Origin of the sequence: Kitasatospora sp. NPDC059146, assembly GCF_042786665.1 — a bacterium.
Taxonomy (GTDB): Bacteria; Actinomycetota; Actinomycetes; order Streptomycetales; family Streptomycetaceae; genus Kitasatospora.
Map to the genome: position 1 here is coordinate 24,432 of NZ_JBHZCY010000088.1, position 15,777 is coordinate 40,208.

Genomic DNA, 15,777 nt, shown 5'->3' on the forward strand with positions numbered 1-15,777 from the left:
ACCATGCTGCTAGTTGGGCTGGTTGACAGCCTTGGCGTAGGGCAGCGCGACGTACGGGAACGCGGCGGAGAACGGCTTGTCGGCGTGGTCGACCTTGTCGCCGGCGGCGAGCGCGGGGATGAGGTGGCCGGGGGTCGCGCCTTCCAGCGCCTGGAGTTCGATGTCGACGACGTCGTCGGTCAGGCGGCGCCCGTTGGGGTAGCCCTGGAAGTCGCCGTCGAGGACGCCGAGCCGGTCGGGATTCGCGGTGACGGGCGTCGACATGTTCAGGCGCAGCTCCTCGGCGGGCACGAACTTGGACGCGTCGATGTCCTGGTTCATGAGCTGGGAGTTGAGGTCGACGGCGAGGGGCCCGTTGGTGGCCTTGGCGATGCCGGTGAGGAAGATCTCCTGGAGGTCGGTGCGGGGGGTGGCGGGGGCCGGGATGCCGTAGATGGCCTGGACGAGCTGCGGCACCTCCGGGTTCAGGACCTTGTTCACCAGCGCGGGCTGGTTGTGGTCCTGGGACGGCGGCAGGGAGTTGAAGGTGTCCTTGAGACCTGCCGGGACGACGACCTCGTTGACCAGCGGGTTGCCCAGGCGCGAGACCTGGACGTGCCGGCCGGTCGGGTCCGCCTTGCCGGGGCTGAGCTTGAGGGTCTGCTTCTCGGTGCTCGACCAGACGCCGATGACGGGGTTGCGGCCGGGGTCGCCCTTGAAGGCGAGGCGGCTCTTGGGGATCTGCAGGGCGACGGTGTTGACGTTGTAGCCGGCGAGGGTGTTCTGGCCGACCTCGGAGAGGTTGCCGCCGTAGAGCAGGTCGAAGACCCGCAGGTCGAGGAAGAACGGGTCGGCGGCCTGAGTGGCCACCGTCTGCCCGCCGCCGGGGAGTTGGACGGTCGCCTGGTTGCGGAGCCGGCCGTAGTCGGGCATGGAGGCCTTGCCGGTGTCCGAGGGGGCGACCTGGCCGTGCTCGACCAGCGTCACGGGCTCGCAGCCCGGGCGCAGCTCCTGGAGCGTGTAGTACTGGCGGAACAGGAGGGTGGGATCGGTGAGGTTGTTCACCACGCCGTTGTTGTAGAGGAAGGTGTTGGTGCCGCGCTGGTCGTCCGTGTGGAACGTCCAGCGGTAGGTGATGTCGGGCTTTCCGGTGCCCTGGGAGTCGATGTTGACGTCGTAGTGCGCGCCGTCGGCCCAGGGGTAGAAGTTGGGGCCGCCGTTGGGCTCCTGGAAGGGCAGCCAGTTGGCGATGAGGGTGACGGTGTCGGGGTTGTCGGGGCTGGTGAAGGCGTAGACGTCGGTGTTGTCGACCTGCGGGTCGGCGGCGATCAGGGGCGCTTCGCGGTGGCTGGAGGCGTTGCCGGTTCCGGCTCCGGGGCCGATGAGCGCGGTGCTGGCGATGGCCAGGCTCATGCTGGTGAGGATGGCCGCGCTGCGCGCGATCCGGGTTCTGCGGGAAGGTCGGCGCGTGACGTTCATTGGGGGTCGGGTTCTCGCTTCCGTGACGGTCGATGTCCGCCCGGGGCCCGTCCGGCCCCGGCGCAGGTCCGGCTGGGCAGCCGCAAGGGGCACTGTGAACCGGATCCTGTTCGTGCTTCGCGCGCCGGGCGGGTGAGGTTTGGTCGCCTCACCCGCCCGGCCCAGCCGGACCACCTGGTCGGTGGAACCCGTCCGTGCTCTGAGCGGCAACGGTCCGGGGCAGGGAGAGCGCCGGGGGTGCAGTGAGGGCACTCGCGTTCGGGAGGGGGCTGTGCATTCGGGGCGGGTGCCCCGTGCGAGTGATCCCGTGGACTTCGCCGGAGTGGTGACGTGCCGTCCGCCGGACGAGGCCACCAGGGTTACCGCTCGGGCGCTCGCCCTCATCCTCATCCCGGCCGTCGGCCCTCTCGGCCGTGGTGGCGGGTCGTTCTCCCCGGAGGCAATGACGTGGTGCTGCCGCGACGCGTGGTTCGGACGGGCGCGGGGGCGGTGGGCGCGCTGTGTCTGCTCGGCCTCGCGGCGCCCGCTCACGCGCACCCGCTGGGGAACTTCTCCGTCAACCACTACCTCGGGTTCACCGTCCACCCCGACCGGATCGAGGCCCTGGCCGTCACCGACGCCGCCGAGATCCCCACCCTCCAGGAACGGCCGAGGGTCGACCGCAACGGCGACGGCGCGATCGACGACGGGGAGCTTTCCGCCTGGGCGGCCGAGCAGTGCGCACAGACCGCCCAGCGCCTCGAGGTGACGACGGAGCAGGCGTCCACGGCGCTGCGCTGGACGACCCGGTCCGCGCGGTTCCGGTACGAGGACGGCTCCGCCGGTCTGCCCACGAGCCGGCTGGAGTGCGTGCTGGACGCGGCCCTGAGCGTTCCGGCCGGCGGAACCACCGTGCGGGTCTCCAGCGGGAGCGACCCCGGCCGGGTCGGCTGGAACGAGATCACCGCGCGGGGCGAGGACACCCGGCTCGACCCGACGGACGTGCCGGCCGAGTCGGTGTCCAAGGAGCTGCGGGACTACCCCCGCGACCTCCTCAACAGCCCCAGCGGCGTCACCCGCGCACAGTTCCGCGCCCTGCCGGGCGGCGGCCCGGCCGCCGGGGCGGGGACCGTCTCCCGAAACGACGGCTCGGGCCTCACCGCCTGGCTCGCCGGCCTCGACAGCCGACTCGCCGGCCTCGGGGCGGCCCGTCAACTCACCGTTCCCATCGGCCTGTTGGCCGTCCTGCTCTCGATCGTACTCGGGGCCGGGCACGCGCTGCTGCCCGGGCACGGCAAGACCGTGATGGCCGCCTACCTGGCCGGCCGGCGCGGGAGCACCCGGGACGCGGTCGCGGTCGGAGCCACCGTCACCCTCACCCACACCGCCGGCGTCCTCGTGATCGGCCTGGCCCTGACCGCGTCCGCTTCGCTGGCCGGCGACGTCGTCCTGGGCTGGCTCGGCGTTGCCAGCGGAGCCCTGGTCGCGGTCGTCGGCCTCGGCCTGCTGCGGGACGCGACCCGCCGCGCGCGCGGCGGTCCGCACCCCGACCCCCTCCCGGACCACGCGCACGACACGGGTGAGCCCGGGGCGGAGCGGGCCAGGGAACTCGCCCACTCGGCGGCGGCCCCCTCCCCGGCCCAGCACCACGGCCACGCCCACCCGCACGGCCACGCCCACGACGGCCACGCCGAGCACCACGGCCACGACCAGGGCCAGGGCCACGACCAGGGCCACGGCCACGACCAGGGCCACGGCCACGGCCACGACCAGGGCCAGGGCCACGGCCACGACCAGGGCCACGACCACGACCAGGGCCACGGCCACGGCCACGACCAGGGCCACGGCCACGATCATGCCGGTGGACACCATTACGACCACGCGGCTCGGCACCATCACGACCACGGGCACCGCCACGGCCTCTTCGGCGGCGGTCACCACCATCACCACGCCCCGCCCGGCCGCCGCGGGCTGATCGGCCTGGGCATCGCCGGAGGCCTGGTCCCCAGCCCGTCGGCGCTCGTCGTCCTCCTCGGAGCCATCGCGCTCGGCCGGACCCTGTTCGGCGCGGCCCTCGTGGTCGCCTACGGCCTGGGCATGGCCGCCACCCTCACCGCGGTCGGCCTGCTCCTGGTCCGTCTGGGCGACCGACTCGCCGCCGCCACCGACGGGCCGCTCCTCGGCCGCCTGCGCCGCCTCACCCCCTACAGCTCACTGCTGACCGCCCTGCTCATCCTCACGGTGGGAATCGGACTGGCCGTCCGCAGCCTGCCCGCCACCATCTGACGTCCCACCTCGGAGGCCCGCCACCGTGAACGCCCTCACCCCACGCAGAGCAGTTCGCCTTCTCGTACCCGCCCTGGCCGCCGTCACCGCCCTGGCCGGCTGCGGCGGCGAGCCGGACGGCAGGTTCGACGCCCAGGCGGGCACCCCGTCCCCCAGCTGCATCCAGCACCAGAGCCAGGACCCCGGCAGCGCGTACACGGGCCGGGAGAAGTCCGACCCGAAGTCGGTGCTGGAGATGATGCGCTTCTACACCGCCAACGGCACGAAGACGTACTGCGACGGCAGACCGCCCACGGACACCGACCGCCACTGGACCGAGCTCTACACCGCACTCGGCGGCGACGCCGTCCACGTCACCACCGGATAGTCACGTTCCGGCCGACGCTGCGGCGTCCGGCCGCTCGACGCGGGCCCGGGCGGCGCGGGTGTGCGGGGGAGACTACGGCGAGATGATCCGCGCACCGTCTCCAGCCCCCCGCGTACCCGCGGATGCCTCTGACCCTGACGGCGCCGGCACCTGGACGGCGGAGGTTCCTCCGATCCAAGGTTCGAGCCCCCGTCGTTCCATACGCGAGGGTCCGTGGCGGCACCGGCCGCCGGTATCCGGGGCAGGCCGGGCGGAACCGCAGGGCCGACCACACCTCGTCGACGGCGACCTGCCGTACCGGCCGGACGCCGCCCTCCGGCACCCGTGCCCACCTCGTCAGTTCGTTCGGCTGGGTTCACCCCTGAGGGTGTTCCGGAATTGGCACCCATCCGGGCCCTGGCGGCCGCCGAATGGCGGGTGTGAACACCGACGCAGCCCCGCCCCCGCCACCTTCGGTCCGACGTCGGACGCGGGCGGTGCGTGCGGGTGCGGCCGCCGCGGCCGGGGTGGCCGCGGCGGTGGCCGCGCTCGGGGTGGGCGAACTGGTCGCCGCGGCGACCGGCCCCGGTACCGCGCCGGCCATCGCGGTCGGCTCGGCGGCGATCGACCTGACGCCGACTCCGTTGAAGGAGTACGCCGTCCGCACCTTCGGCACCCAGGACAAGGCGGTGCTGCTCGGCGGGATCCTCCTGACGACGGCTCTGCTGGCCGCGTTCACCGGATGGCTGTCCGCCCGCCGTCCGAAGAGCGGAGCAGGTGTCTTCGGGGCCTTCGGACTCCTGGGCGCCTGGGCCGCTCTCTCCCGGTCGGGTGCGGGCGCCGCGGACGCCGCACCGGCCCTCGCGTCGGGCGCGGTCGGCGCGCTCACCGTCCTCGGCCTGTCACGACTGCGCCGAGCGGCCGCGCCCCCGGCGCGTACGACCGCGTCGACCGCGCCGACCGCGAATTCGGACGACGACCCGGCGCAGCAGGAGCAACCCGCCCCGACCCAGGACACCAGCCGCCGGGCCGTGCTGGCCGCCACCGGCGCGACGATCGCCGTCGGCGCACTCGCCGGTGTCGGCGGCCGGATCCTGGCGGACCGCCGCTACGACACCGGGGCACTGCGCGCGGCCGTTCGGATCCCACCCGCCGCCCAACCCCTGCCCCCACCGCCCGCCGCGGTGCGGCCCAAGGTCCCGGGCCTGTCCCCGTTCGTCACCCCGAACACGGACTTCTACCGCGTCGACACCGCGCTCACCCTTCCCCGCATCGATCCCCGACACTGGGCCCTGCGCATCCGCGGCCTCGTCGACCACCCGCTCCTGCTGACCTTCGACGACCTCCTGCACGAACCGCTGGAGGAACTGGACCACACGCTGACCTGCGTCTCCAACGAGGTGGGCGGCCCCTACGCCGGCACCACCCGCTGGCTCGGCGCCTCCCTCCCGGCCCTGCTGCGCCGTGCCGGGGTGCGTCCCGGAGCCGACCAACTGGTCGGCCACTCCCAGGACGGCATGACCATCGGCACACCGTTGGAGTCGGTACTCGACGGCCGGCGCGCGCTGCTGGCGGTCGCGATGAACGGCGAAGCCCTGCCCGTCGCCCACGGCTTCCCCTGCCGCAGCGTCGTCCCCGGCTTCTACGGCTACACCTCCGCCACCAAATGGCTCGTCGACCTGGACGTCACCACCTTCGCCGCGTACGACCCGTACTGGGTGCGCCGGGGCTGGGACCGCACCGGCGCGGTCCGCACCGCCTCGCGGATCGAGGTCCCGGCGCCGTTCGCCCGTGTTCCCGCGGGGGAGGTCACGGTGGCCGGAACCGCCTGGGCGACGCACCGGGGGATCGCCGCCGTCGAGGTCCGCGTCGACGGCGGCCCCTGGCAGCGCGCGCTGCTCGCCACCGACGCCGGCCCCGATCTCTGGCGGCAATGGACCTGCACATGGGCCGGTGCCACTCCCGGCACCCACCGGATCGAGGTCCGAGCGACCGATGCCGGTGGCGCCGTCCAGACCGAGGAGCGGGCCGCCCCCTTCCCGTCCGGGGCCACCGGCTGGCACAGCGTCGTCGTCACCGTCACCTGAGGGCCCCGACCGGCCCGCCCGGAAACCACCAGACCACCAGACCACCAGACCACCTTCATGACACCGGCACCAGCCGGTGCGGTCCGCCCCAGGGGCTGACCGTTCCATCCTCACAAGGAGATTCCTTCCATGAACGTCACCGCCCCGCGCCGCAACGCGGTCACCGCGCTCCTCGCCGTGACCGCGCTCGCCCTCAGCCTCGGGGCCTGCAGCAGCGGCTCCGGATCGTCCTCCGCCTCCAAGGCCCCCGCCGCCGCGCCGTCCTCGGCCGCCGCCCCCGCGACGGCGGCCGGTGCCGCCATGAGTGACCAGCCGTTCGGGACGGCCTGCGCCGCCGTGCCCAAGGACGGCGCCGGGTCCTTCACCGGCATGGCCAAGGACCCGGTCGCCACCGCCGCCTCCAACAACCCGCTGCTGTCCACCCTGGTGACCGCCGTCAAGCAGGCCGGGCTCGTCGACACCCTCAACTCCGCGCAGAACATCACGGTGTTCGCGCCGACCAACGACGCCTTCGCCAAGATCCCCAAGGCCACCCTGGACGCCGTCCTCGCCGACAAGGAGAAGCTCACCAAGATCCTCACCTACCACGTCGCCCCCCAGCGCCTCGCCCCCGGCGACCTCACCGGCGCGCACAAGACCCTGGAGACCGGCAACGTCACGGTCACCGGTGCCAGCCCCGACTTCACCGTCAACGGCGACGCCAAGGTCCTGTGCGGCAACGTCCAGACCGCCAACGCCACCGTGTACATCGTCGACACCGTCCTGATGCCCACCTCCTGACCCTCCCCGCCGGCGGGCCCGGTAGGGACACAGGTCCGGCCCGTGCGACGAACGGGCGCCAGTCCGCAGCCGGGCCGACGCCGGGACCCGTGCCGGGCCCGGTCTGCGGATGCTGTCGGTGCTCCCCGCCGGTCCCGGCGAAGGCGGTGCTCGTGTGCCGGAGAGCACGCCCGGAGCCCTTTCGTTCGATCTCACAGGCTTCACAGGCGGCTTCGGCTGTTCCCCGTTGCTTCGACGGGGAACAGCCGGAGAGCTTGTGGGGTCAGGGAGTCGAGGTGTCCTGGGTGTCCTTGGCGGCGTCCGATTCGGCAGCGGCGGCGGCGCTGTCGGCGGCGTCCACCTTCTTCCGCATCTCGCCGAGTCGGTCACCGCTCGCCGCCGACCCGCTCGCCGCCGACCCGCTCGCGCCGGCGGACGGTGACCCGGCGGCGGGTGCACCGGTCCGGCCGGGGCCGGTCCCGTTCGTGCCGCACGCCGTCAGGGCGAGCGTGGCGAGCAGGGCGGCCGTGACGGCAGCGGTTCGCCGCGACAGCCGGGCGGCTGGTACCGGTGCAGCCACCGACCTGCCGCCGACCGGGTCGGACGCCGTGCCGGGAATGGTCACTGCGCCGGCGGTCACTGCGCGGTCGGTCACTGTGCGGTCGGGGTGCCGAGGCCCTGCGAGGAGCACCAGGTGGCGACGGCGTTCAGGTCGCTCTGGCGCTGGGTCAGCGTCGGCACCAGGCTCTTGCGGTACGTCAGCCGGTCGTTGAGGTCGTTGTAGATCGCGGTGTGGCCGGCGGCCTTGGCGTTGTTCACCCGCTGCTGCAGACGGGCGATCGAGCCGGCCTCGGTGACCGGACCGTTCAGGCGGTCCAGGGCGTTCTTGATCCGCTGGTCGGCCTTCGGCAGCCGCTTGCAGATGCCCTTCGCTCCGTCGCCCTCGGGCGTCGGCAGCACCTTCGGGGTCCGGGAGGCCACCGGGGTGGCACTGGGCGTGGCGGCCTGAGCCGGTCCGGTGAGGGCGACCAGGGTGGTGCCCAGGGCGAGAGCGCCGATCACGGCAGCGGCCTTGCGGTGCGGGTGCATGGCGAAGTCCTCCAGTTGCCACGGGTGGCAGGTCCGGCCGGAGCGTCGGGCGGTCCGGCTGAGCAGGACGATAAGGACCCTCTTTGTGGATTCCTTGTGAGCCGACGAGCCGGCCCACCGCTTCGCGGGTGCTCCGACGCCCGTGGCGCGTCAGGCGCTCGCACCCGTGGAGCTGATCCATTCGCGGCGGGCCGGCAGGGGCGGGGTCGGGGCGTCCTCGCCGACCAGGGGCAGCCGGACCTCGACGCGGCAGCCGGTCCCGCCCGGCGGCTCGGTGACCGTGACGGTGCCGCGGTGCAGGGCCACCTGCTGGGCGACCAGGGTCAGTCCCAGTCCCGAGCCGGGGCTGTCCCGGCGCCGGCGGAAGCGGTCGAAGACCGCCGCCCGGTCCGCCACCGGGATGCCCGGCCCGTCGTCGTCCACGGTCAGCACCGCCTGTCCGGCGTCCCGGCGCAGTCCGACCGCGATCCGGGCCGGTTCCCCGGGCCGGTGACCGTGCACGGCCGCGTTGGCGAGCAGGTTGTCGCAGACGATCCGCAGCCCGGCCTCCCACCCGTGCACCCGTAGCCCGCCGGTGCCAGGCCCGACGTCCGGCCCGCCGGTGTCCGGCCCGGCGAGGCCGGGACCGGCCAGGTCGACGGTCACCTCCGGCCGCCGCCGGCGCAGCTCGGCGACGGCGGCCGCGGCCGGGTCGGCCGGGTCGAGGACCGTGAACGCCTCCTCCTCGACCAGGTCGCCACGGGCCAGCGTGCGCAGTGCGGTGAGCAGGTCGAGGAGTCGCCGGTGGTCGTCGCGGAGGTCGGAGAGGATCTCCGCGCGGTCCGTCGGCGGCAGGTCCGGGTGCGCGCCGAGGACGTCCAGGTTGGTCCGCAGGCTCATCAGCGGTGTGCGCAGTTCGTGGGAGGCGGCGGCGGAGAACGAGCGGGCGGTTTCCAGTGCCTGGCCGGTCCGTGCGACCTGCTGGTCGTACCGGGCCAGCGCGCTCTCCAGCGCGAGTGCGAGCTCGTCCACCTCGCGGACCCCGCTGTGCCGGTGGGTGAAGCCCACGGCGCCGGCCCGCGGGTCGAGCGCGGCGGCGCGTCGGCCCAGGCGGCTGAGCGGCGCGGTGGCCCGTCGGGCGAGGCCGTAGGCGAGCAGTCCGGAGAGCGGTGCGGCCAGCGCTGCGGCCCACAGGATCCGCCCGCGCACCGCGTCCACCTGCGGGTCGGTCGCCGACACCGGTGCGGTGACCCAGAGCGTGCCGGGGTCGGCGCCCGCCACCGGCCGGGCCAGCACCCGCCAGGCCCGGCCCTGCGCCCGTACGGTGACCGGCCCGCCGGTGCCCGCGGGGGCGGGGTGCGGGAGTACCGCGGCCGGGCCCGGCACGGGGCCGCCCTCGGTGACCCGGTCGCCGTTCGCGTCCGCCACCCGGATGCCGACGTCCAGTGCGTCGTCGAGCAGGTTGCGGCGCTGGTTCTGCTCGACCCGGGGCCGGTCCTGCCGGGTGGCGCTCAGCAGTGCCTTGGCGGCGGGGAGCACGGCGGCGGCGCGGTCGCGCAGCCTGGTGTCCTGCTGGGCGCGCAGATCGTGGGTGACGAGCCCGAGCAGCAGTGCGCCGGTGCCCAGGACGAGCAGCGGGACGAGCAGGGCCGCACCGGTCGCGATCCGGGTGGCCAGGCTGATCGAGCGCCGGGCGGGGGCGGTGCCGCTCACCGGTGGGCCTCCGGAGTCCGCAGCACGAAGCCGACGCCCCGCACCGTGTGGATCAACCGTGAACGGCCGCCCTCCTCCAGCTTGCGGCGCAGGTAGCTGACGAACGTGTCGACGGCATCGGTGCGGACCTCGAAGTCGTAGCCCCACACCCGGTCCAGCAACTGGTCGCGGGTCAGCACCAGCCCGGCGTTGCGGGCCAGGTACTCCAGCAACTCGAACTCGCGGCGCGTCAACCGCAGCGGTTGCCCGTCCCGGCGGGCCTCGCGGGCGGCGGGTTCGATCTCCAGCGGCCCGACCCGCAGCACCTCACCACCCGGCCCGGCGGGACGGCCGTACGTGCCGGCCCGGGTTCGGCGGCGCAGCAGGGCGTGCAGGCGCAGCACCAGTTCCTCCAGCGCGAACGGCTTGACCAGGTAGTCGTCGGCGCCCGCCTGGAGGCCGGCCACCCGGTCGGCCAGCTCGTCCAGTGCGGAGAGCATCAGCACGGGCGTGTCGATGCCCTGCTCCCGCAGCCGGCGGCAGACTTCGCTGCCGTCCAGGTCGGGCATCGAGACGTCGAGGACCAGCACGTCCGGCGGCTCGTCGGCCACCAGGCCCAGCGCCGTCCGCCCGCCGTCGGCCGTGCGTACCGTGAACCCGCTGAGCCGCAGGCCGCGCTCCAGCGACCTGCGGATGATGTCGTCGTCGTCCACCACCAGCACCGTCCCGGTGCCGTCACCGCCCGCCATCGGGGTCTCCTCGCTCCCGTCCGGCCTCCGCCGGGGCGTCCTACGGTGACACGGGCTGATGAGAGCCTTCTCATCGAAGTCCCGCGACCTGCGGGGCAACGGCTCCCCGTCGTGGCGTGGCTCGAAGAACCCGCCTTCAAGCCCTCAACATCCACGATCCCCGCAACTCCCTGGGGTCGGGGTGTTGCGGGGATCGCTGGAACCCGCCGTCGTGGTCGAGGGCCGTCCTCGTCGGGTGCACGGGCCTTACGGCATGGGCCGGCACCCGGGTGGGCTCAGCGCTCGGCCACGAAGACGTGCGCGGCGGTCTGCGTGGGGAGTTCGGTGGCCGCCCCGCCGCTGCTGACCGTCACACCGCCGGACGAGGACGTCACGCTCACGACCGCGCCGGGCCGCACCCCGGCGTGCCTGAGGGTGTGCATCAGTCGGGGGTCGGTCTGGACCAGCTCCCTGATGCACCGTACGATCGCGGTCGCGCCGTTCGGCCCGGGTTGGAGGTCGCTGAGGCTGACCATGCTCTCGGCAGGGAACGGATCCACGGTGCTCTTCCCCCCGAGTTCCTCCAGGCCCGGGATCGGGTTGCCGTAGGGCGAGGTGGTGGGGTGCCGCAGCAGCACGAGGACGCGGCGTTCGACGGCCTCGCTCATCACGTGCTCCCAGCGGCAGGCTTCGGCGTGGGCCTGCTCCCATTCCAGTCCGATCACCTCGACGAGCAGGCACTCCGCGAGCCGGTGTTTGCGCATCACGCGCGTGGCGGTCCGCCGGCCCTCCTCCGTCAGCTCCAGGTGCCGGTCGTCGGCGACGTGCAGCAGACCGTTGCGTTCCATGCGGGCGACGGTCTGGCTGACGGTGGGGCCGCTCTGGTCCAGGCGTTCGGCGATGCGGGCGCGCATGGGGACCACGCCTTCCTCCTCGAGCTCCAGGACCGTGCGGAGGTACATCTCCGTGGTGTCGATGAGTCCGGACATGGTGTTCGTCAGGCGGGGGTTTCGGCTGTGGCGGTCAGGACCGCTCGGCCGAGGATGTGGCCGGCCATGGTGAAGCCGAGGACGGCCGGGGTGGAGTCGACCGGGACGCCGATGGACTCGACGTCGAGGGCGTGCACCACGACGAAGTAGCGGTGCGGGCCGTGCCCGGCCGGCGGTGCGGCGCCGATGAAGCGGGCCGCGCGGGCGTCGTTGGGCAGTTGGAAGGCGCCCTCGGGCAGGCCTGAGCCGGTGTCGTCGCCGGCGCCCTCGGGCAGCTCGGTGACGGTGGCGGGGATGTCGGCGACCGCCCAGTGCCAGAACCCGGACCCGGTGGGGGCGTCGGGGTCGTAGACGGTGACGGCGTAGCTCTTGGTGCCGTCCGGGGCGCCGCTCCAGGACAGCTGCGGGGAGACGTCCTTCCCGCCGGGGACGCCGGAGGAGTGCTGCTCGGGAGGCCAGGCGGCGCCGTCGGTGACGGCGGTGCTGGTGACGGTGAAGAAGTCCGCCTCGGGGAGGCGGGCGAAGGGGTCGTTGGCGCTCATCGCGTCGTTCCTTTCGGTGTGTGCTGTGGGGCGGTGGTGGTGCGGCGGACGGAGCCCACGGCTTCGCGTGGCTGCACCGCCGCGCTCCCTCGGTCGATGAATCGACCATAACACTAATAATCGATTATCTGCGGGATCGTCTATGCTGGAGGCATGACTCAGACGGCCCACACCTCGACCTCACCGGGGAAGCTGATGCTCTCCGAGCAGGTCTACGCACACCTGCGGGACGCGATCATGCGCGGGGACCACGCCCCCGGCGACGCCCTCAAACCGCAGGACCTCGCCAAGGAACAGGGCGTGAGCCTGGCCGTCGTGCGTGAGGCGCTCGTGCGGCTGGTCGGCGAGGGCCTCGCCGACCGGCTGCCCAACCGCGGCTTCGCCGTCCCGGCCGTCTCCGACCGCCGCTGGCAGGAGATCGCGGAGGCCCGCAGGACCATCGAACCGGTCGTGCTGCGCATGTCGATCGAGCGCGGGGACGTCGACTGGGAGGCCCGCGTACGAGCCGCCCACCACCGTCTGGCCCGCACCCCGGCGTACGTGCCGGAGGAGGGCGAGTACTACAGCGCCGCATGGTCCGAAGCCCACCGGGTCTTCCACCGCACCCTGCTGGAGGGCTGCGGCAACCCCGTCCTGCTGGAGACCTTCGACCGAACGTGGACCGCGAGCGAACTGGCTCGCCGCTGGTCGGCGCAGCACAACCCCGGCCGGGACGCCGTCGGCGAGCACCGCCGGCTGGAGGAGGCGGCGCTGGCCCGCGACGCCGACACCGCGGCCGAGGTACTGACCCAGCACCTCACCCGGACCGCGGCCGACTTGACCGGCCGCCCCCACCGCGAACCCGCGACGGAAGCCTGATGCGCCACGCCGACCTGGCTGGACGTGGGGTGTTGTCCGGCGTTCGGCCCGTATGTGCTGGTGGGGTCCTTACGGGTGCGGGCCTTGAGGCGGCGACGCTGCACCGGGTCGAGACGGTCGAGGTCGCGCCAGGACCGGCGGAGGCTGGGCGAGGGCCGGCGGATGAGAGGCGGCAGCACCGTGAACGCACCGTTGGTCTGACCTGCCCGCTCCGCGTGGCCGCGTTCCCGCGAACGGCCGCCACGAGCCGGGGGCTTGCGCGAACTCCGTCACCGCAGTTCGGCCACAGGTCCGCGTGACCGTCGAGAACGCGCGAGCGCGTTCCCAGGAACGTTCGCGCGCATGACGTCGGGGGTGCCGTCGTTCACGGGAAGTAGCAGAGCGGTCTGTGCTCCGGCCGATGATCAGAGCTGGCTGGCGGTCCGTCGAGTGGGACGAAGTACCCGCTGTCGACATCGGGCAGGCAAGCCTCGCTGATGACCCAGTAGCGCGTGGTCAGGCCGGAGGGAATCGGCGTCAGGTCCACGCGTGCACTCGTCGCCTGGTGGGTCGGCACTGTGGCAGAGGCGGGGCACCACTCCTGCACGCCGCCAGGAACGGAGTCAGCACGTACCTCGACGTACTGCCGACCGAGATCACCGATTGAGGGCAGGGACCAGGCCGGACAGTTCGTTCTGTTCGTCCTCGCTGCCGCGAGTGTGGACCGGCGACCTCTCCGACACCGGATCCGACAATCACCTCACCGCCCGCTGGATCCCCGCGGACCGCCCTCCCGAACCCGCGTTCCCCACGGTCGCACAAGCGCTCGTCGTCTAACCACGTTCGGGGGCCCGCCTTCTCGCGCTACGGCTGGGCCGGCACGACGCGGTGATCAGTGGCGGGTCACTGTGCGGGTTCCGGGCGCGGTGCCGGTGGGTTGCTCGGGTGTCGGTCGAGGGCTTGGTCGAGGCGGCGACGGAGGGCACGGCCGATGGGCTTCTCGACCACCCGGTGGATGATTGCGGCGAGGAGGAGCATCGAGACGGTGGTGAGGGCGAGTCGGCCCCAGGGGCCGAGCCAGTGGGCGTGGGCGGTGAGTTCGGCGGCCATGGGCAGGCCGAGGCTCTGGTGGATCAGGTAGAAGGGGTAGGTGAGCGCACCGGCCGTCATCAGCCAGCGCCAGCGGATGCGGGCGAGGGGGCCGATGGTGGCCAGGAGCAGCAGGGCCAGGAAGGCGGTCAGTAGGGCGCTGGCGACGGTCCAGGAGCAGAGTGCTTGGGATCCCCACTCCCGGTAGTGGCCGGTCAACCGGGCGGGGAGCATGGTCAGTTCGTAGCACCAGGCGAAGCCGAGGAGTATCCAGAGCATGAGGTTCTGCCCGAAGCGGTACATGAGGTAGACCGCGATGCCGGCGACGAACAGGCCGGCGTACTGGCTGAGGACGAGGTCGTCCAGGAACTTGCTCTTCGTCTCCGAGGTGATGATCCCGGCGGCCAGCCAGATCACGCAGAACCCCATGACCCGGTGGTAAGTGGTGCCGAAGGCCAGGAGGACGGCCATGAGGAGGTAGAAGTGGGCCTCGACGGCGAGGGTCCAGGCGACGCCGTCCAGGAGGGTTGCGTGGAGGGCGTCAGGGAACATGGTCAGGTTGGCCAGGACGATCCGGGGGTGGATCACCGCGCCGACGTCGTGGGTCTCCATGGGAATCAGCGCGATCCTGGCCACGATCAGGATGAGAGCGCACCAGTAGGCCGGGTAGAGCCGGGATATCCGTGAGGCGGCGAACTGTCCTGCGGTGCGCCCCCAGGCGCTCATGCAGATGACGAATCCGCTGATGAGGAAGAAGGCCTCGACACCGAGCCAGCCGTACATCGATGCGTGGTGCAGCGGGTAGGCGAACTCCTTCGCGGACGGTCCCCACAGGGTGGGCGAGATCGCGCTGAGGTAGTGGAATCCTGTGACGGCGAGCGCGGCGAGCAGCCGCATGCCGTCGACGACGGCCAACCGGGCTCCTGGCTCACCCCGACCACGGCCTACAGTCAGGGCTCTTGCCCGTGCAAGGCCATCCCGGGCCTGCAGGCGGGTCGGCGGTGACGTGGGTTCGTGGAGCACTGGCCGGAGTCCGATCATGTCGATACGCCCGCTCTCCCTCGGGACCGCAGACGAGGGTCGTGGGGGTAAGCGAACTGTGATGCCGCTCAGCCGTTGCACGGGCACGGCACCCGCAGACTGATCAACGTGCGCTCATCTTATTACGAGGAATTTCGGCGAAGGTCGTGCGGTCAGGGCATCGAGTGCAGCCGATCGGGGGCGGCCGGGGGGCGGAAGTCCGCTACGAAAAGGAGTCGGAATTCCACGGGGACTCAAGGGCTGAGGCCTGCTCTGTCGCATGGCCGTCCCAGATGCCCTCCGGGTAGGTCAAGTCGTTCAGCGGACACCCTCGGACGGCCTGGGTGCATCGGACTGGCTGGTTACCCGGCCGTCGTCTGCGCCGTGGAGCGGTGAGACAGGCCATCAAGATGCCGCGTCTATCGAGACGCGCGCGCCTCATTGCCACAGCGGTGGCCGCGGCGCTCTGCGTCGTGGTCGCAGAACTGGCCCCGGAGGCCTGGTGGCTCCCCTCCAAGTGGCGAACCTACGACGCCTCCCCGTCCGGCCGGATCCTGGTCAGTGCAGACGATCAGACGATCACGCTCACCGTTAGCTGGTCCTGCGAAGTAGACCTGCTACTGAATGATGCGCCGCGCGACCTACGGACTCAGAGGCCGCGGGCGACGGTCGACAGGACGGCCTCGACGGCGGTGCGCAGCTCGGCTCCGGACAGGCCCCGCAGTGGGCCCTCGACCAGCAGGTCCGACAGGCCGTGGACCGCCGACCAGGCCGCGTACTCGGCGCCCGGGCGGCGGTCGGTGGGGAAGGCGCCGAGCCGGACCAGGTCGTCGAGGTGGGTGGACAGGATGGCGTAGGGGTCCGCGCCGCAGGAGCCCTCCGGGCCCGGTTCCCCGC

The 15,777-nt window shown here is 72.9% G+C and carries 12 protein-coding genes and 1 pseudogene; 5 read left to right on the forward strand and 8 right to left on the reverse strand.

Annotated elements, in window-relative coordinates:
- Positions 1–9 precede the first annotated feature (9 nt).
- The gene (locus tag ACFXPX_RS30065) at positions 10–1,392 is read right to left on the reverse strand and encodes a DUF4331 domain-containing protein (protein WP_380644098.1); all 1,383 of its coding nucleotides are present in this window, start codon (positions 1,390–1,392) and stop codon (positions 10–12) included.
- 513 nt (positions 1,393–1,905) lie between these two features.
- Between ACFXPX_RS30065 and ACFXPX_RS30070 the strand changes: the two genes are divergently transcribed.
- The 4 genes from ACFXPX_RS30070 (at position 1,906) to ACFXPX_RS30085 (ending at position 6,936) form a co-directional block, all read left to right on the forward strand.
- Complete coding sequence (locus ACFXPX_RS30070; protein WP_380644099.1) at positions 1,906–3,723, forward strand: high frequency lysogenization protein HflD; 1,818 nt, start codon at positions 1,906–1,908, stop codon at positions 3,721–3,723.
- Between the two features lie 25 nt (positions 3,724–3,748).
- The gene (locus tag ACFXPX_RS30075) at positions 3,749–4,090 is read left to right on the forward strand and encodes a hypothetical protein (RefSeq protein ID WP_380644100.1); all 342 of its coding nucleotides are present in this window, start codon (positions 3,749–3,751) and stop codon (positions 4,088–4,090) included.
- A gap of 476 nt (positions 4,091–4,566) precedes the next feature.
- Positions 4,567–6,156 (forward strand): molybdopterin-dependent oxidoreductase, encoded by a 1,590-nt coding sequence (locus ACFXPX_RS30080; RefSeq protein ID WP_380644101.1) that lies wholly within the window; start codon positions 4,567–4,569, stop codon positions 6,154–6,156.
- Positions 6,157–6,285: 129 nt separating this feature from the next.
- Entirely contained in the window at positions 6,286–6,936 is a 651-nt protein-coding gene (locus tag ACFXPX_RS30085; RefSeq protein ID WP_375896479.1) for a fasciclin domain-containing protein, read from the forward strand.
- 630 nt (positions 6,937–7,566) lie between these two features.
- Here ACFXPX_RS30085 and ACFXPX_RS30090 read toward each other — a convergent pair.
- The 5 genes from ACFXPX_RS30090 to ACFXPX_RS30110 all read right to left on the reverse strand — a co-directional run bounded on the left by ACFXPX_RS30090 (position 7,567) and on the right by ACFXPX_RS30110 (position 11,934).
- Positions 7,567–8,004, reverse strand: coding sequence for a hypothetical protein (locus ACFXPX_RS30090; protein ID WP_380644102.1), 438 nt, complete (start codon positions 8,002–8,004; stop codon positions 7,567–7,569).
- Positions 8,005–8,154: 150 nt separating this feature from the next.
- On the reverse strand, positions 8,155–9,696 hold the full coding sequence (locus tag ACFXPX_RS30095; RefSeq protein WP_380644103.1) for a sensor histidine kinase: 1,542 nt from the start codon (positions 9,694–9,696) through the stop codon (positions 8,155–8,157).
- Complete coding sequence (locus ACFXPX_RS30100; RefSeq protein WP_375896471.1) at positions 9,693–10,424, reverse strand: response regulator transcription factor; 732 nt, start codon at positions 10,422–10,424, stop codon at positions 9,693–9,695. Before ACFXPX_RS30100 ends, ACFXPX_RS30095 begins: the two co-directional genes overlap by 4 nt.
- A 275-nt stretch (positions 10,425–10,699) precedes the next feature.
- Positions 10,700–11,392, reverse strand: coding sequence for a metal-dependent transcriptional regulator (locus ACFXPX_RS30105; RefSeq protein WP_380644104.1), 693 nt, complete (start codon positions 11,390–11,392; stop codon positions 10,700–10,702).
- An 8-nt stretch (positions 11,393–11,400) separates the two neighbouring features.
- Positions 11,401–11,934 (reverse strand): YbhB/YbcL family Raf kinase inhibitor-like protein, encoded by a 534-nt coding sequence (locus ACFXPX_RS30110; protein WP_375896466.1) that lies wholly within the window; start codon positions 11,932–11,934, stop codon positions 11,401–11,403.
- Between the two features lie 153 nt (positions 11,935–12,087).
- Between ACFXPX_RS30110 and ACFXPX_RS30115 the strand changes: the two genes are divergently transcribed.
- Positions 12,088–12,792 carry a GntR family transcriptional regulator gene (locus tag ACFXPX_RS30115; RefSeq protein WP_380594099.1) on the forward strand — a complete coding sequence of 235 codons (705 nt, stop codon included), beginning with the start codon at positions 12,088–12,090 and terminating at the stop codon, positions 12,790–12,792.
- An 882-nt stretch (positions 12,793–13,674) separates the two neighbouring features.
- On the opposite strand, the gene ACFXPX_RS30120 is transcribed toward ACFXPX_RS30115, so the two are convergent.
- Entirely contained in the window at positions 13,675–14,775 is a 1,101-nt protein-coding gene (locus tag ACFXPX_RS30120; protein ID WP_380644105.1) for an acyltransferase family protein, read from the reverse strand.
- Between the two features lie 754 nt (positions 14,776–15,529).
- Positions 15,530–15,777 (reverse strand): annotated as a pseudogene (locus ACFXPX_RS30125) (TetR family transcriptional regulator); the annotation flags it as partial.